Source organism: Vibrio owensii (assembly GCF_002021755.1).
Classification (GTDB): domain Bacteria; phylum Pseudomonadota; class Gammaproteobacteria; order Enterobacterales; family Vibrionaceae; genus Vibrio; species Vibrio owensii.
The window spans coordinates 231,031-254,840 of sequence record NZ_CP019959.1 but is presented as its reverse complement, the minus strand read 5'-3'; the positions used below and the strand labels follow the sequence as shown (position 1 = coordinate 254,840).

The window sequence follows — 23,810 nt, the reverse complement described above, 5'->3', positions numbered from 1 at the left end:
GTTCAAAAAAGTGAGAGGAGGGAAGCCATGAATTCGGCGAACAAGGACTATGTCAGCTTTCAACGCGTTAAGAAAACCTATGATGGCACCAACTTGGTTGTAAAAGATTTTAACTTAGATATTGCCCCCGGTGAGTTTGTCACCATGCTTGGACCTTCAGGCTCTGGCAAAACCACGTGCTTAATGATGCTGGCAGGGTTTGAAACTGCCACTGGCGGCGAAATTTATATTGATGGCGTGCCAGTGAATAACCTTGCTCCCCATAAGCGAGACATCGGCATGGTATTTCAAAACTACGCGCTCTTTCCTCATATGACCATTGCTGAAAACCTTGCTTTTCCGCTAAAGGTTCGCAAGCTCGACAGTGAAACCATTGAGAGTAAGGTGCAAAGCGCATTAGACATGGTGGAGCTAGGGCACGTTGCCAGTCGTTATCCCAAGCAGTTATCTGGCGGTCAGCAACAGCGCGTTGCACTCGCCAGAGCCTTGGTGTTCGAGCCAAAACTTGTGTTGATGGATGAGCCGTTGGGTGCGTTGGATAAGCAGCTTCGCGAGCAAATGCAGATGGAAATAAAGCATCTTCACGAAAAGCTCGGCATCACCATTTTGTACGTGACGCACGATCAAGATGAAGCGCTGACGATGTCTGATCGCATTGCGGTATTTAACCATGGCGAAGTGCAGCAATTAGCGCCGCCAACTGAGTTGTACGAATCGCCAAGCAATGCGTTTGTGGCGCAGTTTATTGGTGAGAACAATCAACTTACCGGTATTGTAAACACGTTAGATGATGCTCGCTGCCAAGTGCAGGTAGGGAAAGCGGCATTCAATGCGAAACCGGTAAGAGTCACAGAGCGAGGGCAGCGCACCATGCTTTCGATTCGACCGGAAAAAATCAGCCTTCAGTCTGATGGCGATCAGTGTGATAACCAAGTTTCCGGTATCCTGCGTGAGCTGATTTACCATGGTGATCACTATCGTTTAGTGGTTGACGTTGAGACAGTCGGCAAACTCGTCGCCAAAGTACCAAATGACAACCGCACCCATCTCTCACTTACTCCCGGCGCACAATGCCGCATCGGCTGGCAAAGTGAAGATTGTCACGCCCTTGATTGCTCGCAGCCTCAATCTCAACCGCAAACGGAATGCAATGAGGAGGCAGCATGAGTCGAGAGCTAACCTCGTTGGACTCGGTATTGGAAATCGAGCGCCAAGTTCATGAACAAGAACACGATCTCAAAGCTCAGCTGCAAAAAGCAGAACGGAGAAAAACCATTCGCTCGATCATGCTTACTGTGCCCTTGGTGTGTTTTATTTTGCTCACCTTTGCTTTTCCCATCTTAGAAATGCTGTATCGCAGCGTTGACAACCGAGCCATACCACAAGCATTGCCAGAAACAATTCAAGCGCTGGAAAGCTGGGACTATCGCGGTCAGCCGCACCCAGAAGTGATCACTGCGTTTTCTCATGAGCTATTGGGTTTGTATCAAAGCAAAACGCTGCCAAAAATCGCCAATCGCATGAATATTGAAGTTTCCGGAATGCGCAGCTTAATGATGAAAACCGGAAGAAAGCTATCTCGCCTTGAGTCATTGCCAGCATCGATAACAGAGTTATCCAAGCTCGATAAACGCTGGACAGAAACTAAGTATTGGGCGGCGTTTAAGAACCTCAGTGGTGCCATTACATTGAGCCACTATTTAGCGGCATTAGACATGCAAGTGAATGAGTTTGGTGAAATTGAAGCGCAACCAGAAAAACGCCAGATCTACGTCGACCTTTTCTTTAAAACCTTTTGGATGTCGGTCTTAATCACGCTCATTTGTTTGGTGATGGCATACCCCGTAGCGTACTTGCTAGCAAACTTACCAGATAAGCGCGCAAACCTATTGTTGATCGTTGTTCTTTTGCCATTTTGGACTTCGCTACTTGTTCGGACTACGTCTTGGATTGTGTTGTTGCAAAACCAAGGTGTGATTAACGACTTACTGATTTGGTCTGGCTTGACGTCGGAACGGATTCAAATGATCCACAATACGTTTGGCACCGTGGTATCGATGGTTCACATCCTTTTGCCGTTTATGATTTTACCGCTCTACAGCGTGATGAAGGGCATTAGTCCGACTTACTTCCGCGCGGCTCGTTCACTTGGTGCCACGCCTTTGGTGGCGTTTACCAAAGTTTATATGCCGTTGACATTACCCGGTATTGGTGCTGGCGCGTTGCTGACCTTCATTCTTTCCATCGGTTTTTACATCACACCGGCATTGGTGGGTGGACGAAGCGGGCAGATGATTTCCAACATGATTGCTTATCACATGCAAACCTCGTTGAACTGGGGCATGGCGGGGGCTTTAGGCGGTCTGTTGTTGTTTGTGGTGTTAGCGCTGTTTTATGTGTTCAACCGCGTCGTGGGCATTAATAATATCAAGGTAGGAGGGTAATCATGGGTTTGCCGAATTATGCATCCAAAGGCGAGAGAGTTGCGTACGCTGGGTATTTGGTTTTTTGCGGCTTAGTGCTGTTTTTCCTTATTGCACCGATTTTAACCATCATTCCTCTGTCGTTTAATGCCACACCTTATTTTACCTTTACTGAGGGCATGCTAAATCTTGATCCCGAGGCGTATTCAGTGCGTTGGTATCAAGAGATGTTCACTAACGAGCAGTGGTTGTTAGCGCTCAAAAACAGTACCGTTATCGCTTTGATGGCGACTTTGATTGCCACAGCGCTTGGCACATTAGCGGCACTAGGATTAGCCAGCAGTAATTTGCCGTTTCGAAATGCCATCATGGCGCTACTTATCTCGCCAATGATTGTTCCGGTGATCATCTCGGCGGCCGCAATGTATTTCTTCTATACGCGCTTAGGACTTTCCCAGACTTACATTGGCATCATCTTAGCTCACGCTGCACTTGGTACACCGTTTGTGGTGATCACGGTAACGGCAACACTTAGCGGTTTTGACCACAGCTTAGTTAAAGCCGCTGCTAGCCTTGGAGCTAATCCGGTGTATACCTTTAGGCACGTGACGTTTCCTCTAATACGCCCGGGCATGATCTCCGGTGGCTTGTTTGCTTTTGGTACTTCGTTTGATGAGGTGGTGGTCGCGTTGTTCTTAACGGGAGCGGAGCAAAAAACCGTACCAAGGCAAATGTGGTCTGGCATTCGCGAGCAAATCAGTCCGACCATACTCGCCGTCGCGACACTGTTGATTTTTATGTCGGTGTGTCTGCTCGTAGCGCTAGAAATACTGCGTAGACGAAACGTGCGCATCCGTGGCATTCAAGAATAAATCTGGTTAAAGCAACAAGCCATTTTGCGGTTACCCTGAGCTTTCTCTGCAAAGAATTACTCACTTTTTTGACCGAATGCGCCTCCTTGTGGGCGCTTTTTTCGTTGAATACTGACGCTTTGCTCAGTTATGAGAGCTCGTACTTTCAAACCGGACTTTTGTCCTGAAACTTTGTCCTGCTTCCTCATTATGATTGCGCCATCAGAACGAACGAGGAAAACATTATGACTGCTCATATCGCAGGTTCTGCAGAAGATTTTGCTTCAACTGTTATCATGCCGGGCGATCCGCTACGCGCGAAATACATCGCGGAAACCTACCTAGATGACGCCAAACTGGTTACGGACATTCGTAACATGCTGGGCTACACCGGTTATTACAAAGGTCAGCGCATTTCAGTGATGGGGCACGGCATGGGCATTCCATCAATGGTGCTTTACGGTCACGAGCTGATTAATGACTTTGGTGTGAAACGCATCATCCGAATCGGCAGCATTGGCGCGACGCAAAAAGATGTTCATATGCGTGATGTTATCCTAGCCCAAGCGGCAGGCACAGATTCACCGACGAATGCGAAGCGCAGCAGTGGCTACCATATGGCAACGTCTGCAACGTTTGAACTGCTGCACAACGCTTACATGTCTGCGAAAGAGAAGGGCATAGATGTCAAAGTGGGTAACATCTTCACAGGCGATCTTTACTACGATCCGGATGAAGACATGATCCCAGCCCTAGAGCGATTTGGCGTGCTTGGTGTGGATATGGAAGTCGCGGGCTTGTACGGCTTAGCACACCAATTCGGCATTGAATCGCTGGCGATTTTGACCGTGTCTGATCACTGCATTACTGGCGAAGAAACCACTGCAGAAGAGCGTCAGCTTTCTTTCAACAACATGATTGAAATTGCGCTAGAAACTGCGATTAAAGCTTAACCCTACAATTAAGTTTTCTTTGAGAGCTGGCACGCTGGCTCTCTCTCATACTAAGAACATCTATCTCATGAGCCCTTGGAGTGAATTATGAAAAATAAAATAACACTCACCGCAATTAGCTTTCTCGCCAACTTCATCATGGCGGGTTTTGCGACCCAATTTGGTATGTTGGTTGAACCGCTTGCCAACACCTTTGATGCGAACGTTAACGAAGTCGCATCGATTTTCTCGCTGTTAAACGGCGGCGCACTTGCCGGTACTATCGCGGCTTTCTTTTTGATTGAAAAAGTCGGCATCAAACGCATGACCGTATTGTGTTACGGTGCGATTGCCGCTGCGGCACTGAGCCTATACGTTGCGCCTTCTCTGTTTATCGTGATGCTCGGCATGACCGTAATTGGTTTCTGCGGCGGTGTCGGTCTTTGTATCGCGGGTACTATCGTGGTATCGGTATGGAAAGACAAAATTCAAAGCACAATGCTGGTGGTACAAGACGCGACCTTTAACATTGCAGGCGTCGTCTTCCCATTGATCACCACTTACGCGCTGACGAACGCAATGAACTGGAGCATCAGTTACCTAAGCGTGGGCGTTGTGGCGTTGGCAACCATGTTTGTTGCTTTGCTGACTAACTTTAACCAATGTGGTGGTGAAAGCGGCTCTGAGCAAGAAGCAAAATCTGAATGGAACTTCGGCATCATCAGCGGTGGTGTAGGTTTGTTCCTAGGTATGCTTGCGCTATACACCTTTCTAACTTGGGCACCAATGTTCGTGAAAGAGAAGTTTGATATTCCATTTGAGCAAGCTGGCAACATCATCACTCAATACTGGTCTGCAGCTCTGGTTGGTGCATTGGTTTCTACCGTGATTGTTTCGCGCATGAAGATTCAAACTTTCCTACTGACTATCATCTCTGTTGCTATGGTGATCACCAGCGTTATCGTCACCACGGATAAACTAGAATGGTTGTCATACCTGACTTACGGTTACGGCTTTGCTTGTGCAGCGCTTTACAATGCTTTCATCGCTTACGGTGTTTCGTTTGTGCGCAATGCAACCAGCAAGAACGTGTCTTACATCTTAATCAGCGGCAGTGCGGGCGCGATGTTCAGCCCAGCTATCAGTTCAGTAATGGAAAGTGTGGTTGGTCTGCAAACCGTGATGTACGCCATCCCAGTTATCTACGCAGTAGTCGTCGCAATGCTGGTGGTTTCAATGAAGTTTAAGACAGTAGAGCAAACGCAAACCGCTTAATGAAAGCGAGCGAATTAAAAAGGTCTGCACTGTGCAGACCTTTTCTCATTTACGATTGAAGAACTCAGCTATTCTTCAACAAAGTTACGTAGTCCTTCCAAGTCGAGAATACGTAATCCTTTCTTTTCTTTAGCGATAAAGCCTTTGTTCTCTAGTTCTTTCACAGCGCGACGATACACACGATCTGAGGTGGCAAATCGCTCCGCTTCCAAATAGTTCTTTTGGAATCCATCCACTGGCAGGTCATTTAAATACTGATGATAAATGTCGTACGCCACGTTATAGGTGATTGGGTAAAGTAATCGGCGAGAAAGAATCTCCACCGTATCTTGGTAATCAATCGCGATGGCGCTGGCAAAGTAAAGCGACAGTCGAGGCTGTTCTAACAAGCATTTTTGCAGCTTTTGCGCGTCAATAATCGCAACTTCAACCGGTTCTACCGGAACGATGTCCATTTGGCAGCGGTAGCCAGTAAAGAACTCCATCTCACCAAAGACTTGTTGTTCACACTCAAGCGTACCAAGCAGAAACGTTTTGCCGTTTCTTGCTGTAACGCCCATAGAGATGCGCCCTGAATCGACCAAATATAAGTTCTCGACATGCTCACCTTGGGTGAGGAGCTTTTCATTTTCATCAAAAATTCGGCGCGTACAGATGCAATCTCGGATCGTTTTTTCGATGAGATGTTTATCTTCACTCCATTGCGCCTCAAAGCGTCCTTTACCTAGGGTTTGTAACTGCATCGACGTACCTTAAATCACAATACCTGCGAGCTCAAAACGTGCCATTAATGGCTTAGTCTCTTGCTGATACCAGCTTGCCGGCATGTTGGGTTTTAGCTGGGCTTTTTCTTGTTTGCTGATCACAACATAGCGCAAAAACGTGTCGAGAGTGCTCGCCATCATTTCAAAGCTCATATCGCCATCTTTACTGATGGTTTTTAATAGTCCAACGACCGTATCTTCCGGTATCAATGGTTCGATAACTGCATGTTTGCGCTCGGTAATCGTCTTAGAACAAGGTAGCGAAGCACGGGCAGTTTCCCAGCACACTTTATTGGTTTTACTCACGAGGTTGTGTTTGTAGCAGTAATAGCTAAACAAAAAGCGTGACAAGTTCTGCCAGCGCTCAGCTTGGACTTCTAACCAAAGGTGTTGCAGCTCGATATCAGCGTCAGTCATGGGAATGAGTCAGAAAAGGAAAAGAGGGCGTAGTGTAACTTGCTTTTAAATGAACACCAATGCTCGCTTAGATGCATTACCAATAGCTAGTCAACAAACATCAATCAAGCAAACAGATTTTATAAAGTTCGTCTTCTGGCAGATTGAGTACTAGAAACTGAGACCAAAGCTCTTGAATGTTAATGAATTGTTTCTTTTAAAGCTCAGGACGCTTTATATGAGAGTGCTCTTTGTCGTGAGAAGAGTAAATGGTGATGCCTAAGTGGTAACGGCATTTAAGGAACTCATCATATAGAAGAATAAAGATGGAACTAAAAAATCTCACCGTCGCGACAGCGACCTTCTTTGCTAGTACGAATGCGCTTGCTTTAAGTGAGCCATCGCAGCAAGTCACAGAAATATATCAACATCACGCTCATCAAAACGGTAATGATAGAGCGTTGCCAGATTATGCACCAACTAAGCTGCTTCCCCAGCAACCGAAACCGACCCTTCGAACCCTTTCTACTCGGTCTGCGGAGCAGGCAGCAAACGTGTGTGATGTAGAAGCTTTCACTTCGAACAGTAGCAATGATGTGCTCAACGCAATCAAAACCCAAGGAGCAAATTGTGTTAATGCGCTTTTCTCAGCCGAGAGTCGAATACAAGAAGCGGCGTTCGAATCTGGGCACATGTACAACATTGCAAAACATACGACCAATTTAGCGAAAGCCTACGCTGGGGGCGGCAGTGATGAGCTTGAAGCTTTGTTCCTGTACTTACGAGCGGGTTATTACGCTGAGTTTTACAACAGCGAGGTCTCGTTTCTTTCTTGGGTTACACCTGCAGTAAAAGAAGCCGTCGATGCCTTCGTTAACAATGCGAACTTCTATGAGAACAGTGACCCACATGGCAAGGTGCTCAGCGAAGTTATTATCACTATGGACAGTGCAGGGCTCCAGCATGCCTATCTACCACAGATTACGCAGTGGCTCACTCGCTGGGACAGTCAATACGCTCAGAACTGGTACATGCGTAATGCAGTGAATGGCGTATTTACCATTTTGTTTGGTGGTCAGTGGAATGAGCAATTTGTGCAAACCATCGGTAATCAGACTGAGCTTGTTAAAGCACTAGGGGACTTTGCGCTACGCTCGTCAGCTATCGGTGCTAGTGATGAGTTTATGGCAGCGAATGCTGGTCGTGAGTTAGGACGATTAACCAAATATTCCGGTAGTGCTTCCAGTACAGTGAAAAGCAAACTGACCGAGATCTTTGCTCAATACGAGATGTACGGTAGAGGCGATGCCATTTGGCTTGGCGCTGCCGATACGGTCTCTTATTACGCGGATTGTAGTGACTATGGAATTTGTAACTTTGAGTCCCAGTTGAAAGGTTTGGTGCTTTCTCAATCGTACACATGTAGTCCTACCATTCGAATATTGTCGCAGAACATGACGCAAGAGCAGCACGTCGCGGCTTGTTCAAAGATGGGGTACGAAGAGGGGTATTTCCACACTTCACTTGAGACAGGAAGACAACCTGTTGCGGATGACTACAACACGCAGTTGCAGGTCAATATCTTTGATTCAAGCGATGATTACGGCAAATACGCTGGACCGATTTTTAACATCAGTACCAACAATGGGGGAATGTACCTTGAGGGCGATCCAGCAACGCCGGGGAACATCCCTAATTTTGTTGCTTATGAAGCGCCTTACGCCAATCCGGATCACTTTGTGTGGAACCTAGAGCACGAGTATGTTCATTACCTTGATGGACGATTTGACCTTTATGGTAGCTTCGGTCATCCAACTGAAAGAATCGTGTGGTGGAGTGAGGGCATTGCCGAATATGTGTCGAAGGAGAACGATAACCAAGCTGCGATAGATACCATCAAAGATGGGTCAACGTTTACGCTCAGTGAGATCTTTGAGACCAGTTATGATGGCTTTGATGTCGATAGAATTTATCGTTGGGGTTATTTGGCGGTTCGATTCATGTTTGAGCGACATAAAGACGACGTAAATCAAATGCTGATAGAAACTCGTCAGGGTAATTGGGCAAATTACAAAGCAACCATCAATCAGTGGGCAATCTTATACCAGAGCGAGTTTGAACAGTGGCAACAAGCTCTTGTTTCTGGTGATGCTCCTAATGCAGTCATAACCGCAAACAGTGAGGGTAAAGTCGGTGAAAGCATTACATTTAGCAGTGAAAACAGCACGGATGCAAACGGGAAGATCGTCAGCGTCTTGTGGGATTTCGGTGATGGCACGACCAGCACACAAACCCAGTCGTCGCACCAATATGGGAGTGAAGGGCAGTACACGATCAGCTTAACCGTGACTGATAATGATGGGCTAACGTCAAGTACGACACACAGTCTTACTATTACGGCGCAGGGTGGTACTGATGCGCTTCCACAAGATTGTGCAGTGCAAAGTAAAATCAGTGGTGGACGCTTAACTGCGGGACAAGCGGCGTGTTTGGCGACGCAACAAACCATCTGGTTGAGTATCCCAGCGGTCAATGAGCACACCAGCATGGCAATCACCACGGCAAATGGGGTAGGCGACCTAAAAATTGAGTACAGCAATGATGGTTGGCCAAACGGTTCCAATCACCATGCGTGGTCAGACAATGCGGGTAATGCTGAGTGTATTACCTTGTCCAATCAGCGCAATTACTGGGGGTACGTTAAAGTCTCTGGTGAGTTTGAAAATGCCGCGATTGTAGTGGACTTTGAAACCTCAGGTTGTCGTCGGTAAACATTGTTTCTGTTAATTAAGATCAACTGGTCCTAGCAACAACAGAAAATGAAACGCCCAGCACGAATTTACATTGTGCTGGGCGTTTTTATTCATATTGAATATCGGTTAAGGCTTAGAAGTGCCCCAAGTACTGCCAATCAGCGTTGTTTGGGTTGGCCTCTGTTGGCCAAGGGAAGTACCAGTACTTGCAGTCAATGAGGCGGTAGTAATGGTAACCACCACGGAAGTGGTACACGTAAATATCGTTTATCGTTCCCGTGTTGTTGTTCTCGCCCCAAACTCCCATGCGACCTTGCTTGTGCCAGTTTAAGATTTCGGCTTCAAACTTAGCTAGGTCACTGTTGAGCTCAGCAATGTACTGTTCAATATCCGTATCGCTACCAATAAAGCGCCAATCAGCGTCAGAGGTGTTTTGAACTGGCAACGCGCTGTTCACTCCCGGACGTTTTTGCATAAAGTAACGGCGCTCACCGCTTTCATCGGTATCAATGAAAATAGCGTTCTCAGATAGACCCCATGTTGTTGAACTCGCTTGTTCCCAAGTTAGCAATTGAGATTGATTGAAGTAGCTGGCAACACGCTGTGCATTGTCGATGTTACTACGATCGACTTTCAGTGGGTTAAAACCAAACTGGACATGGTTTTCCGCTGAGCCTAGGTACTTCCAGCCTTCATTGTCTGCTTGGTTGGTTGGGAAATCCGCCGCAGAGATATCACGCATCAGGAAGTAATCGCGAGTGCCGGTGACTGGGTTAGGGTACACGTAAAGTGCACCAGCGCGGCGTTCTGCGCTTGTCTCACCATTGTTCAGCACACCCGCTCCGTAGTTGTCTGCAACGAACTTGTCGAAGTCAGCCACAAAGCCAAAGTCGATGCGGTTTAACGCTGCGTTGTCGGCAAACATGACTTGTTCATCAACGTATTGTTTGTAACCGTGCTCCTGACCAACAAAGATAGGACCAACAAGCTTATCGATCGCTGGGTTTTGATCAGGGATCAAGCTATCTAGCACTTGTTCACCATTCACGTCAGTACAACTTAAGGTGACGCGAGTCGGTAGTGGCAGTTGCTCTAGGTTAAAGTGGAACTTATTGCTTTGTGAGTCGTTTAATCGGCTACTTGCAACCGCAATGTTTTGTACTGAGCCATCCTGGCGCTCCACCGTAACTGCACAGCTACGTTGAGAGACCATACTCGGTTGATGCATTCCACCTTGATGTCGTGCGTAACGCCAATCTGCACCGTTGTTGTGTTTCACGCCACTAAACTGTTGGCAGTGGGAAGAGGTAAAGTAGCCCGCACCATCATGGCTCGTGCCAGATTTATCAAGCACGCAAAGTGGCACTTCGCCAATTTCGGCGTTTGGCGTGTAAGTCACTGCACCTTCACCGTATTTAGACAACAACGAGTAGTCATGATCTTGAGAAATCATGTGCTCACGCTGACCATTAATATTCCAGTACATGTCTTCGCTGCTTTCACAACGCACCATATCTGCACTGACTGTACCAACGAAGTTTGCACTTTCGCCGTTGCTTGCCGTGTAGGTGAACTGACAAATACGAGCTTGCTGATTGTTGACCTTCATCGTCTGCCACAAATCTTGTTGAATTTGTTCGTCAGATAAAGAAGACACCGCTTGCCAACCTTCCGGATGATAAGTTACGTCTGGTGAAGAAGGCAGCTCAAACACGTTGCCGTAGTTGGAGTAAATCAGCGGGTAAACTTGGCTTGCAAGTTCGTTACGCGGATCGTAAATGCCTAACATGGTGACAACAGGCACGCCTGCTGCAGTAGGTACTGGCGTGTCGGTTTGTGCTTCTTCGTAACTTTGGCTTTCTTGATTCCAACGAACATAACCAGTTGAGCTGTTTAGGTCGACGTTAAAGCCGTTATTGAGCCACGTTTGTACACGGCGAGACTGAGAAGGATGCTCTAACGTGTAATGACTAATGGTGCCCAATAGTGCGGCTTCACCACCGGCTTGAGCGTCACGCATAAAGCGGAATTCACCCGCAAATGGTGGTACCACCTCTCCACCCACATCGTTAGTCGTGGCTTCACCTGTCCAGTGTAAGTTACCGATAAATCGGCGATGCAGAGCATCCCAACCCCAACCAGATTCCAAATCGTGCGTAGAAGCATACCAAGGGTAGTGACCCAGACCGTAGTTATGACCCAGCTCGTGCGACCATTCGTTACCGGTTGTCGCCGTTAAAGTCACGATGCCACCGCCGCCACTGCCGCCATGATCAATAATGCCGTTGGTGTACACACCGCGGTTGGTGTGCGCAGTAATGTGATTGAAGCGTTTATTGTAAGCTTGCGAATAGCCAGCACTGTCGGTAATGCCAACGTTCGCATTATTCACACCTGTAGAGACCAGTGCTTTACCAATGGCTTCACGCATATCACCGCCGTGCCAACCACCTTCACCATCGGAGCTTGTGGTGTAAACCTTGCCGTTTGGCAGCGTCACTTTCGGGAAATAGGCGGCAGTGTAATCCGCCATCACCAGTTTAGATGCTGGGATTTTCTGGAAGTAATCGGCGCTGAGTTTTGCCATGTTTTTGATCATGGTGTTGCCATCACGCGGCGCCGTGAGCATACCCATGTCGATGTTTTGGATGATAAGTTCCGGCGCGCCGCCAAAGACAAGTTCATTAGCAGCTAAGTCGCCTTGTCGATCAGTGTTATCGGTCAAGCGCAGCGACAAGCCTGGCTTCATCCAATCCCATTGCAGCGGCAGTGACCACGCGTGATGGGAGAATACCACTTTAGAACGTCCATTATCTGGCTGATCAGAAGCCGCAAGCGCGCTTGGCGGCAGCATTGGGAGGCGAGTGATGACAGTGCTTTCAAAGCTCACTTCTACCCAAACTTGCTGAACGTTTTTGTCTTCTGGCGTGAATAAAAGCAAAGCTTCACGGTCGATCACCAAGTCAGGGAATAGGTTCACATCGTTTTGATTCGGGGCGGTGGTAGTATGGGTTTGAGCAAAATGGATAGAACCAGTCAAATCGCCATTTAAGTGATTTACTAGCGGCAATTCGTCTGCGTAACCAAGGCGTGCTGCAATTGTCGTGAACTCAATCTTTTGTGGCTCGATACAATCAATCGCATTACACGAAGAAAGCTCCGCCGTGTACCGAGTGTCTGGCTTCAGGTTACCAATGAACAAGCCAGATTGAACGTTGTCGTAACGAACGGGCTCTGAACCTGATTCGGTCAACGTCAAAACCACATTGTCATTCGCGTTTTGCGTAGCCCAATCTAGTTGAACACCTTGATCTGAAACGCTGGCTACGTTCAATGCATTGATGCTTGGCGCAGATAGGTCGCCACAATCAGAAGTCTCGATGTTTTGAATCATATCTGACTGCCAAATGTATTCGCCATTTGGACGCTTCGAGCCTCGGGCTGCAGGGATATATTCTACGTAACAGCCTGTATCGTCTGGGTTCATCACGCCAAACTCTTTGTGCATCAGGTAGAAGCCACCGTTGTACATGATGAATTCCCATTCAGGACCGACGAAGTCTACCACATTGCGGTAGGCTTGGTCTTGATCGCCGAATAAGAATGGGAACTTAGGGTAGCCATCAAAGTTAACCCAGTATTCATAGCCTTGAAAATCAAGGTAGGTTTCGCCATCACGTTGGGACGTGCCTTGACCTTTGTCTGCTAACTGCTTGAGCATTTCTATGCGTTCAAAGGTTTGGTTACCGACTTCGACCAAGGTTAGGTCGTGGTTCGCGTTTGCGAAAGCGGCTGTACTTCCTAACAAGGATGAGATCAGCCAAGCGAGCGTGTTTTTCTTCATATTAGACTCTACTTTTGCCAATGGAATAGACATTTATGTGTCGCCAGAAGCTCGACACAGTATGGAGGGGATTACATAAGCAATCTCAATGTGAGTGGCTTACAGATTTGATTATCTGATGGGAATTGACGGCGAAATAGATAGCATGAATTGCGCTTGTGATTTTGCTTCCAGCTCTGATTTGATCGCGAAATTAGATTGGTATCTTATGTCCAAATTCGTATTTATCTATCTATACAAAATGATGTTTCCTATGTATGCGAATGGCATGTTGTTCTAAGAAAAAAGGGATTTTTAGCGAGGAATGAGTCAGTGAGAAGAAAAAAGCCAGCCCGAGGACTGGCAATCAAACTAAGTTATTTGAAGTTAACAAGAGTTTGAAATGAAAATGAAATTGGAGATGAAGAAAACGCTATTTATCTACCATCTGGGTTGCGCCTTGTAACCAAGTTTTGTCATGCGCATCTAATGATGGGCTGAGCGCTTTGTAAACCTGCGTGTGATAGTGATTTAACCAATCCACTTCGTCTTGGCTAAGTAAGGTGACATCGAGCATGCTGGTGGCAATTGGGGCGAGGGTAATGGTCTCAAAACCGTAAAATGTGCCAAATTCATTCTGATCGACTTCCACGACTTTCATAATGTTCTCGATACGAACGCCGTATTCACCTTCGCGATACACGCCCGGCTCGTTGGTGATCACCATGCCTGGTTTCAGTTCCACTTCGCGATGGCTTTGCGAAAAGTTTTGTGGACCCTCATGAACATTTAAGCAAATACCAACGCCGTGTCCCGTGCCGCATTTATAATCAATACCATGCTGCCACAACACACCGCGAGCCATGATGTCGAGATTGGCACCCGTAGAGCCTTTCATAAATCGAGTCTGAGTCAGTCGGATGACCGCTTTGAGCACTAAGGTGTAGTCTTTGCGTTGTTTAATGGTCGGTGACCCGAAATGGAAAGTACGGGTGATATCCGTAGTGCCGCCAAGGTATTGACCGCCGGAGTCAACAAGAAAGAAGTTGCTCTCGTTGACGACGGCATTGCTTTCTTCATCGGCGGCGTAGTGCATTTTGGCACCATGGGCAGCAAAGCCTGCGATGGTGCGAAAACTGTCGCTCACATAATGGCGAGTTTGACGGCGATAACTTTTTAACTGCGCCTCAGCAGACAATTCAGTAACAAGCCCACTTGGAACTTGGTCTTCTAACCAACTCATGAACCTGACAACTGCCACACCATCGTCTTTCAATGACTGTTCGAGATTGGCTAGCTCGGTCGGGTTTTTGCTGGCTTTCATGTCGGTGACCGGGCAAGCCATTGGCTTTAGTGAAACGTTTTGCTCAATTGCACTGACCAATAAACTGTCGGTGTAGCTTGGGTTAAACGCAAGAGAAAGCCCTTCACATTGCTGATTCAAATATTGGCTCACGTAGTCGTAATGACGAACGCTGACACCTTGCTCGTTGAGTTGTTTTTCTATCTCAGCTGGTAACTTCGCTTTGTCGATAAATGCGGTCGCACGCGTCTGTTCTACTACAAGATACGCCTCAGATACTGGGCAGTAAGGAGTATCTGCGCCACGAATATTTAGCGTCCACATTACATCATCTAACGTGGACACCAACAAACCGTCAACGTAGTTGTCGCCAAGCCAAGAGCGAAGGTCAGCCAACTTTTGCTTGGTCTCTATGCCGGCAAAGGCGACAGAGTGCTGAAAGATCTGCTCAGTTGGTCTACTAGGGCGGTCATGCCAGATCGGTGTCAGTAAATCGAGATCGAGGATAATCTGGATGTTTTTAGGTTCAAGCGCTTGTTTGAGTTCTTGGTGAAATGCATAGCTGATAGAGCGCCCATCTACCGCGATGGTACTGTTGGCTTCTAACGTGCTGGCTAACCATTTGGGAATACTTGGCGTCTCTGGTTGACGCGCTTTAAATAGGTTGAGTCCAGTACCATGAAGCTGTTCTTCAGCTTGAATGTAGTAGCGACCATCGGTCCATAATCCACCGCCTTGAGTGGTAATGACAACGTTGCCTGCCGAACCGGTAAAACCAGAAATCCATGTTCGACCAGCCCAATGATCCGCAGAGTATTCACTATTGTGAGGATCGTTATTCGTTACGATATAAGCTGCAACGTGATAAGTTGCCATCGCATCTCGCAGCGATGAAAGACGTTGATTTACCGAGTTTGTTGTATTCATGAAAGACTTCCTGAAATCATGTTTGAACAATAGATATGATGTTGCTCAGAGCCAATTTTTGCAGGGCTTTGCTGCCCGCAGAGTTGGGTCGCTTCTGGGCATCGGGTTCGAAAGACGCAACCGCTCGGAGGGCTGAGCGGGGAAGGGAGATCTCCGGGCAGTAATTGGATCTCGCGGTTGCGTGCTAATTGAGGGTTGGCGATTGGCACAGCAGAAAGCAGCGCTTTGGTATAAGGATGCTGCGCATCATCAAATACTTGGTCGTAACGTCCGACTTCCATCGGCTTACCCAGATACATCACCATTACGCGATCACTAATATGACGTACCACGCTGAGATCGTGAGCAATCATTACCAGCGTCAGTCCCATTTCTTGTTTTAGGTCATCGAGTAGATTGATCACTTGCGCCTGAATGGACACATCAAGTGCGCTCACGGGTTCATCACACACCACCAAGTCGGGGTTAAGAATCAACGCTCGTGCGATGCCGACACGTTGACACTGACCACCAGAAAACTCATGCGGATAGCGGTTACGTTGGCTTGCGAGCAGTCCTACTTTGTCCATCATGGCGATGACTCGCTTTTCAACTTCGGCACGTTTGAGCCTTGGTTCGTGCGTTAGTAGTGGTTCGGCAATGCATTCTGAAATGGTTAAGCGCGGGTTTAAGCTGGCTGATGGGTCTTGAAATATCATCTGGAACTCTCGACGACGAAGGGCGAGTGCGTTTTTGCCAAAGCCACGCATATCTTCACCTTTCCACGTCAGGGTGCCGTATGTCGGTTCAACCAACCGAAGTAGGGCGCGCGCCAATGTGGACTTACCACAGCCGGATTCGCCGACAATGCCAAGGGTTTCACCTCGGTACACATCTAAGTCAATGCCATTCACCGCTTTGACGATCTTTCTTCGACTAGGAATGATATGGCGCGATACTGGAAAGTGGACTTTCAGGTCGCGGGCAGACAGTAACACTTCTTGCTGGGTCATAACGTTTCCTTAAGCCGATTGATGAATAAGAGAAATACTGCCTTGCGCTTTGACATGACAGGCGATGGATTGGCGTCCGTTAAGGGGCGCGAACCGAGGTGTTTGTGTTTGGCAACGTGGTTCACGATAGTCACAGCGATCTCTAAACGGGCAGCCTTTGTGATTGATCAGAGCGCTCGGCGGGTTACCGGCAATGGTTGGCAAACGAGGCATATCTTCTGTAATCGATGGGATCGCCTTTAGAAGCCCTTGGGTATATGGGTGAGCGGGTTGGGCGAATAACGTGTCCGTATCGGCTTGTTCCATTTTTTGTCCGCCGTACATGACTAAAACTCGGTCACACATTTCAGCGACCACGCCCATATCGTGAGTGATAAGCAAAATGGCAGTGTTGAACTCTTGTTGTAACTCGCGTAATAGCGTCAGGATTTGTGCTTGTACTGTTACGTCGAGTGCGGTTGTGGGCTCATCGGCAATAAGCAGTTCCGGTTTACACAGCAACGCCATGGCAATCATCACACGTTGGCGCATACCGCCAGAAAGCTCGTGTGGATATTGGTTCATGCGCGTTTCCGGAGAAGGGATACGCACTGCATCCAACATCTGTATGGATTCTGCTATGGCCTGTTTTCGGCTCATTCCTTTGTGCACCATCAGCACTTCACTAAGCTGTTTGCCAATCTTCATAAATGGGTTAAGAGAGGTCATCGGATCTTGAAAGATCATGCCGATTTTCTCTGCGCGAATGCGGTTTAGTTGCTTCTTCGACATCGCGAGTAAGTTCTCGCCATGAAAACGCGCTTCGCCAGAGACGTTCCCGTTATCAGCTGTTAGCCCCATTAGCGCAAATACCGATTGGCTCTTGCCTGAGCCGGACTCGCCAACGATACCTAGCGTTTCTCCCGCTTTAATCGTGTAGGAGAGGTTGCTGACCGCTTGCACTTGTCCGTCTGGCGTATCGAAGCGCACGTTCATGTTTTCAATTGATAGCATGGGAAGTCCTTATCGATCTTTCGGGTCAAGGGCGTCGCGTAAGCCATCGCCGATGAAGTTAAAACAAAACAGGGTTGCGACCAAAAACAGCGATGGGAAAAGTAGCATCCACAATGCCACGTCGATGGTTTTTGCGCCTTCTGAAATCAAGATTCCCCAACTGGTGTCTGGCGGTTGAACACCTAAACCTAAGAAACTCAAGAAGGATTCAAACATGATGAATCCGGGCACCATTAAGGACGAATAGACCATCACGATCCCAAGCACGTTTGGCAACACATGACGGCGCACAATGGTGAATTTAGATACGCCAATGGAGTGTGCTGCTTCAATAAATTCGCGCTTTTTGATGCCGAAGGTTACGCCCCGTACCACTCGGGCAATACCTAGCCATGAGACCATGCCAATCACGATAAAGATCAGATAGATGTTGTTACCAAATAAGGTCACGAACAGGATGACCATGAACATAAATGGCACTGAGTCGAGCACTTCGATGATGCGCATCATTACGCTGTCTACCACACCACCAAGATAGCCAGAAATACTGCCCCAAATAGTGCCAATCACAACGGCAACCAAGGCACCAACAAAGCCAACCAAAATCGACAGGCGACCACCTTGCATCGTGCGGGCAAACAGGTCTTGTCCTAGGTCGTCGGTACCAAAATAGTGCCCGCTGCTCAAAGAGGGTTTCCCTAACTCGTACGGGTCAGCAAGGATGTTCCAATCAATCTCATCATGTCCAAAGGCAGCAAGTGAAGGACCAAAGGTGATACACAAGATGATGAACGCCAGCACGTATACGGAGGTCATTGCCGCGCGATTTCTGCGAAAGCGAGTCCACGCGTCTTGCCACAGACTGCGACCTTCTACGGCTTCTATATTATCAACGACTCGGTCTTGTAAGGATTGAGTATCCAGTTTTTTAATCGATAACATGCTCGGCTCCTAAACTCGGATACGCGGGTCGATAACGGTGTAGAGCAAGTCGACCACAAGGTTGAAAAAGATCGTCAGTGAAGCAACGATGAGAGTAATACCCATGACTAAGCCGTAATCGCGATTCAGTGCGCCGGAGACAAAGTGTTGACCCATACCGCCAGTACCAAAAAAGATATCGATGATGACCGAGCCTGTGACAACCGAGACAAAAGCTGGACCCAGCATGGCGACGACGGGGATCAATGACGGTCGCAGTGCATGGTGGAACAAGATGTATGCGGTCGATAACCCTTTGGCTTTTGCAGTACGAATATAAGGTTGATTCAGTGTTTCAATCATGGCGCCGCGCATAACACGAGCAATACTGGCGATAGAGCCAATCGCAAGACTTAGCACTGGTAGAACGAGAAAAGCGAGTTGTCCTCCTTCCCAACCACCGGCAGGTAGCCAACCTAAATGAATCGCAAATATCGTCACCAATACTGGCGCGAGGACGAAAGCTGGCACAACAACACCCGTCATGGAAAGGGTCATCAACCCGTAATCTAAGCGGCTATTGCGCTTTAACGCAGCAATGGTGCCGAGCAACATGCCAAGTGGCACTGAGATACAAAAAGACAGAACGCCGAGCAGGGCAGAGACTGGCCAAGATTGAGCGACCAACTGAGTCACAGTAAAGTCTTGATAGACAAAGCTTGGTCCTAAATCGCCTTGAGCGAAGTTGGTAATATAAATCCAGAACTGAACCAAAAATGGTTCGTCGAGGTGAAATTTGGCTTCGATGTTAGCGCGAACCACTTCCGGCATAGGACGCTCCATGTCAAACGGTCCGCCGGGTGCGATATGCATCAACCAAAAAGAGACCAAAGCGATAAACAACAACGTCGGAATCGCGATGGCTAATCGTCTGAGAATGTACCAAATCATGATCCATCATCCTTTGGTCATTCGACGTCACATGTCGTCACGTCGAGAAAGAGAAAAAATTGGCCTGAGCTCATCACCGAGAGAAGAGAAGTTCGACACGATATGCCATGTACTCGCAATGTCAGTGCGTGTTACCGAGCCGACTCAGGCCGAAAGCATGCCATTAGTGGACTTTCACATAGACATTCTTGCGGTAGTACGAGGACTCGGGGTTAGTACGCTCGTAGCCACCAACATAAGGCTTGATCAAATATTGATCGTTGCCTGGACGGTAAATCGGGATAATCGCCATATCTTCAATCAGCATGCTTTCTGCTTGTAGATACAGCTTTGAGGGATCATTCATGGTTTTAGAACGCGACATCAACTCATCATATTTGGGGTTGTTGTAGCGTGAATCGTTGTACTCACCATTGGAGACGAAGATATCGAGCCATGTTGAAGCTTCGTTGTAGTCTGCGGTCCAGCCGCCACGAGTGATTTCAGTTGGCTCTTTTAATGCGTAGAACACTTTAGGCTCGAGTTGTTTAATGGTGATTTGCGCGCCTAAGCGGCTTTTCCACATGCCTGCCATTGCTGTTGCCATTTTCACGTCTTTAGAGAAGGTAGGAACAGTGAAAGTGAGTTTGAGTGGATTCGCTTTGTTATAACCAGCCTGTGCCAATAAGCGTTTGGCTTTGTCGATACGCTGATTCGTTGTCCATGTCGCGTATTCTGGGATGTGTGATTGAAAGCCATCGGTTTGTGGCGGCACCAAGGTAAACATTGGGATACCACCGTTTCTTAAAATCGCATCGGTTAAGATCTTGCGATCAATGGCATAGGATAGGGCTTGTCGAACACGCAGGTCTTTAGTTGGACCCTGCTGGGTGTTGAGGTAATAAAACGTCGAGCCAAGTGACGCACTGGTGTCTGCGACTTCTTGTGGCAGCTTGGTGATCAGCTTTTTCTTTTGCGCAGAAGGAATCGACATCACTTGGTCTATTTCCCCCGCTAAATAGCGATTGAGCACAACATTGGCATCACCAATCGGCAACCACGTGATTTTATCCAACACGACGTTGCTTGCGTCCCAATAATACGGGTTTTTCACCATCACCATTTTTTCGTTTACCTTCCACTCAGAAACGGTAAACGCGCCATTAGTAACAATGTGTTTTGGTTGCGTCCAGTTGCTGCCGTACTTTTCAACCGTGGCTTTATACACTGGAGCAAGAACCGGATGGCTAAGCAGCTTGATAAAAAATGGAATTGGCTTTTCAAGCGTCACTTGGAAGGTTTTGTCGTCCAGCGCTTTTACGCCAAGTGTTTGCGGTGTTGCTTCGCCTTTCATAATGGCTTGTGAGTTTTGGATGTTTGGAATCGCGGCAAACCAAGCGTAAGGTGAAGCAGTATTGGGGTCGAGTAGACGCTGCCAACTGTAGACAAAGTCTTGTGCAGTGACATTGTCACCATTCGACCATTTCGCATCACGAAGCTTGAAGGTGTAGACCGTATTGTTGTCGTTCACCGACCAAGATTTCGCAACGCCGGGAATGGTTTTTCCTTGTTTGTCTTGAATCGTTAACCCTTCGAACAAGTCTCGACCAAGGTTAAATGCGGGCTCAGCTGCTTGTTTAGCCGGATCGATAGACGTCACTTCTGCACCGTTATTAAGCGTGATCTCTTGTGCTTCGGCGAGTGTCACGCCCGATGGGTACGGCACAGCATAAGTCGAAGCCGCAAACATTGGGCTCATCACAGATGCCAACAAAAGTAGCTTAGGTAGTTTCATCCTTTCCTCACTCGATTCATCCTTGAAGATGAGTTGAATGTATATTGTATAAATTGTTCAGACAATCGAGTTTTAACATACCTGTAACAGGGTGTTAGAAGCTGAGCTTTTTGGTCTCAAAAAGTGAGCCAGTAGAATTTCAATCCATGAATTTATGCCAACTTGGCATAGTCAGATTCTCTGCTAAGAATGCAGGGCAAAGAGATAATGGAGAGAGTGAAGCGGATAGAAACGAAAAATCCCCTTCATGCGCGAAGCAAGAAGGGGATCAGTGTTAGCATTTCAAATTCAGCGTAAATTGCGCTCTATTCTCTAGATTATTTCACTAGGAAGTGCTTAACGAACTCAGTGATTTTCACCATGTCGTCAACGGCAATGAATTCTTCAGTGGTGTGGACTTTCGCCATACCAGTAGAAAGGTTTACTGTTGTTAGACCTTTCTTGTTGAAGTTGTTTGCGTCGCTACCGCCACCAGTGCCTTTTGTGAATGCATCGATGCCCATGTCAGCAAATGCCGCTTTGATTGCTGATACGTGAGCATTGTCTTCTTCGATAACAAATGCGTCGTATGCGCGGCTTGATTCGATTTCAACTTCTGCGCCGTGTTTTTCACATACTGACTCGAAGGTAGAGATCATGTGGTTCACTTGTGCTTCTAGCTTATCACCGTTTAGAGAGCGTGCTTCAGCAACAATTTTTAATTCCGGCATCACGATGTTTGTCGCTTGACCGCCGTTTACCATACCGATGTTTGCTGTGGTTTCTTCGTCGATACGAAGCAGCTTCATCTGGTTGATTGCATCTGCCGCTACCATGATTGCGCTGATGCCTTCTTCAGGTGCTAGACCCGCGTGTGCAGGGCGGCCTTTGATTGTCGCAACGATTTTTTGCTGACCAGGTGCCGCAGTCACGATAGTGCCGATAGGGCCGCCTGTATCCAGTACGATCGCTTCTTTAGACGTTACGTGCGTCATGTCGAAGTACTCAGAGCCGAACAGGCCGCCTTCTTCATGCACAGTGAAAGCAAGCTCTAACGTTTTGTGCTCTAGGTTTTCAGCTTGGATGCAGCGAACCGCTTCCATGATCGCTGCGATGCCTGATTTGTCGTCACCACCAAGGATCGTATTGCCTTTAGAGCGAATGATGCCATCTTCGATGATTGGCTCGATACCGATACCAGGCGTTACTGTATCCATGTGGCAGCTCATTAGGATAGAGCCTTCTTTCTTGCCTTCTAGACGTGCGTACACGTTGAAACCGTTAGAAATGTGCTCTGGTACTGGTAGTTTGTGAACCGTAAAGCCTAGTTCGCCCAGTTGCTCAGCCAGAGTTTCTGCAATTTGTTTTTCATTCATAGATTCGCTGTCGATGCGAACCAGTTGGCAGAAATGTTCAACTAGACGTTCTTGGTTAATTTGTGTCATTTGGATGTCTCTTTCTTTCTTGGTCGAGACCGCAGCGGTATAGAGTGCGAGCCCGAAAGGGAACAGAACACCTCTTATTACACAGCTAATCCATGTGAAAACTGTCTTGAATCAAAAAACACCTCTGCCTGACATTATTCTGACCTGTGAATTACCGGATCTGATGCGGCGGTCACGAAAGTAAATAACAGCTAGGAAAGCACGAGGGTAAGAGCTACGTATGAAATCAGTGTTAGGGGGAATAGGACGTAGAAGAATGATGTGAGCTTTTTACGAATCTCTATATGTCGAGAAAGTCTCTGTTTTAACTGAAGTACTTCAGTATTTATGTACAGAGTCGAGCTATTTTTGTAATTGATGAAAAGTTAGCAGTATATGTGTAGAGCTGATTGTAATTTACCCTCTATTTATTGAAGCAATGTCACGAATGTGGATTAATACAATCTCTGTTTATTCATGTCCTCTCGCACTGCCTTTCTGGATAGACCGAACTCTGCAAAGGGTTCGGTCGCTTTAGTTTCAATGCTGCTAACCTTTTGTTTTTATGTATTCAACACCCTAAAAAAGCAAAAAGCCGAGTAGGGTACTCGGCTTCACTATTGATTTGACTTTATTCGTATCGATGAATGCTTAGCAGGGTTAATCCAATCAACCACTCAACCGTGCGCTGGCTATCTTTGTGCAACTTGTAAGAAGCCACTGCCTCTACCTGATTTTGAAAGTCTTTGAGGTAAGGAGTGTGGTGCTCGCAAACGGTCATCAAGAATGCCAAGCGCCAGATCGCCATGAATTCAGAATCTTCGAAATGTTGCTTCCAACTACTGACAAATGCCTCTTCGCTACCGGACAGGTCGAGCTTATCCATCAACATTTTTAGCAGTCTGCCTTGCAGAGCGCGAGGGATATCGGCTTTCTTTGCAAAGTGGTGGCTTATCCCCGTCCTCGATATTCCCGATTGCTCGCTCAACGTTGTGTAAGACATTTTCTCGTAGCCAAGCGTGATCAGTTGCTCTGTCGCGACATCGAGAATGGTGTTGATCGTAATTTGGGTATCTGCGTGAGTTCGGCGTGCCATAACTATTTGCCAATGTTGTGGTTAAAAAAACGATACTAACACTTATCGTCTTGCATTCCATATAAATATCCTTAACGGGACCTTGTTTGAATGATAAATGCGCGTTACTGCCCAAAATAATCGCCGCGGTAACAAGTTGTTTACATCTTGCTGCGGTGTGTAAATTGATGTGGTATATGATAATGCATTGATATAGCTCGCTTTCCGTATAATTGTCGTAAACGTTTGCTATA

The 23,810-nt window shown here is 47.3% G+C and carries 17 protein-coding genes; 6 read left to right on the top strand and 11 right to left on the bottom strand.

Annotated features, from left to right (window positions below; translation table 11 throughout):
* The first annotated feature begins 27 nt into the window (after positions 1 to 27).
* The 5 genes from A9237_RS01100 (at position 28) to tsgA (ending at position 5,481) form a co-directional block, all read left to right on the top strand.
* Complete coding sequence (locus A9237_RS01100; protein WP_078607247.1) at positions 28 to 1,167, top strand: ABC transporter ATP-binding protein; 1,140 nt, start codon at positions 28 to 30, stop codon at positions 1,165 to 1,167.
* Entirely contained in the window at positions 1,164 to 2,444 is a 1,281-nt protein-coding gene (locus A9237_RS01095) for an ABC transporter permease (protein WP_078607245.1), read from the top strand. Before A9237_RS01100 ends, A9237_RS01095 begins: the two co-directional genes overlap by 4 nt.
* Positions 2,445 to 2,446: 2 nt before the next feature.
* Entirely contained in the window at positions 2,447 to 3,295 is an 849-nt protein-coding gene (locus tag A9237_RS01090; RefSeq protein ID WP_078607243.1) for an ABC transporter permease, read from the top strand.
* A gap of 221 nt (positions 3,296 to 3,516) precedes the next feature.
* Complete coding sequence (gene deoD, locus A9237_RS01085) at positions 3,517 to 4,227, top strand: purine-nucleoside phosphorylase (protein WP_370445480.1); 711 nt, start codon at positions 3,517 to 3,519, stop codon at positions 4,225 to 4,227.
* A gap of 87 nt (positions 4,228 to 4,314) precedes the next feature.
* Entirely contained in the window at positions 4,315 to 5,481 is a 1,167-nt protein-coding gene (tsgA, locus tag A9237_RS01080) for an MFS transporter TsgA (protein WP_041055627.1), read from the top strand.
* A gap of 68 nt (positions 5,482 to 5,549) precedes the next feature.
* Here tsgA and A9237_RS01075 read toward each other — a convergent pair whose 3' ends face one another.
* Both A9237_RS01075 and A9237_RS01070 read right to left on the bottom strand, forming a co-directional pair.
* Positions 5,550 to 6,224, bottom strand: coding sequence for a Crp/Fnr family transcriptional regulator (locus A9237_RS01075; protein WP_038874788.1), 675 nt, complete (start codon positions 6,222 to 6,224; stop codon positions 5,550 to 5,552).
* Positions 6,225 to 6,233: 9 nt separating this feature from the next.
* Positions 6,234 to 6,662: a hypothetical protein gene (locus tag A9237_RS01070; RefSeq protein ID WP_078607241.1), complete on the bottom strand. Its 429-nt coding sequence runs from the start codon at positions 6,660 to 6,662 to the stop codon at positions 6,234 to 6,236.
* Between the two features lie 305 nt (positions 6,663 to 6,967).
* Here A9237_RS01070 and A9237_RS01060 point away from each other — a divergent pair, with 305 nt between their 5' ends.
* Complete coding sequence (locus A9237_RS01060) at positions 6,968 to 9,412, top strand: collagenase (protein WP_078607239.1); 2,445 nt, start codon at positions 6,968 to 6,970, stop codon at positions 9,410 to 9,412.
* A 115-nt stretch (positions 9,413 to 9,527) separates the two neighbouring features.
* Here the strand turns inward: A9237_RS01060 and A9237_RS01055 are convergent, their stop codons facing one another.
* The 9 genes from A9237_RS01055 to A9237_RS01010 all read right to left on the bottom strand — a co-directional run bounded on the left by A9237_RS01055 (position 9,528) and on the right by A9237_RS01010 (position 23,577).
* Positions 9,528 to 13,238 (bottom strand): M66 family metalloprotease, encoded by a 3,711-nt coding sequence (locus A9237_RS01055; RefSeq protein WP_153303191.1) that lies wholly within the window; start codon positions 13,236 to 13,238, stop codon positions 9,528 to 9,530.
* 412 nt (positions 13,239 to 13,650) lie between these two features.
* Positions 13,651 to 15,447 carry an aminopeptidase P family protein gene (locus A9237_RS01045; protein ID WP_078607235.1) on the bottom strand — a complete coding sequence of 599 codons (1,797 nt, stop codon included), beginning with the start codon at positions 15,445 to 15,447 and terminating at the stop codon, positions 13,651 to 13,653.
* The gene (locus A9237_RS01040) at positions 15,444 to 16,439 is read right to left on the bottom strand and encodes an ABC transporter ATP-binding protein (RefSeq protein WP_009702673.1); all 996 of its coding nucleotides are present in this window, start codon (positions 16,437 to 16,439) and stop codon (positions 15,444 to 15,446) included. The genes A9237_RS01045 and A9237_RS01040 overlap by 4 nt, the downstream gene beginning before the upstream one ends.
* A 9-nt stretch (positions 16,440 to 16,448) precedes the next feature.
* Positions 16,449 to 17,432, bottom strand: a complete 984-nt coding sequence (locus A9237_RS01035) for an ABC transporter ATP-binding protein (protein ID WP_078607233.1) — start codon at positions 17,430 to 17,432, stop codon at positions 16,449 to 16,451.
* 9 nt (positions 17,433 to 17,441) lie between these two features.
* A complete protein-coding gene (locus A9237_RS01030) occupies positions 17,442 to 18,374 on the bottom strand; it encodes an ABC transporter permease subunit (RefSeq protein WP_005439955.1) in 933 nt (310 codons plus the stop codon).
* A 9-nt stretch (positions 18,375 to 18,383) separates the two neighbouring features.
* Positions 18,384 to 19,304, bottom strand: coding sequence for an oligopeptide ABC transporter permease OppB (oppB, locus tag A9237_RS01025; RefSeq protein WP_005439957.1), 921 nt, complete (start codon positions 19,302 to 19,304; stop codon positions 18,384 to 18,386).
* 163 nt (positions 19,305 to 19,467) lie between these two features.
* Positions 19,468 to 21,078 carry a peptide ABC transporter substrate-binding protein gene (locus tag A9237_RS01020; protein ID WP_078607230.1) on the bottom strand — a complete coding sequence of 537 codons (1,611 nt, stop codon included), beginning with the start codon at positions 21,076 to 21,078 and terminating at the stop codon, positions 19,468 to 19,470.
* Between the two features lie 317 nt (positions 21,079 to 21,395).
* Positions 21,396 to 22,502: a M20/M25/M40 family metallo-hydrolase gene (locus tag A9237_RS01015; RefSeq protein WP_005439962.1), complete on the bottom strand. Its 1,107-nt coding sequence runs from the start codon at positions 22,500 to 22,502 to the stop codon at positions 21,396 to 21,398.
* 610 nt (positions 22,503 to 23,112) lie between these two features.
* Complete coding sequence (locus A9237_RS01010; protein WP_078607228.1) at positions 23,113 to 23,577, bottom strand: TetR family transcriptional regulator; 465 nt, start codon at positions 23,575 to 23,577, stop codon at positions 23,113 to 23,115.
* Between the last annotated feature and the right edge of the window lie 233 nt (positions 23,578 to 23,810).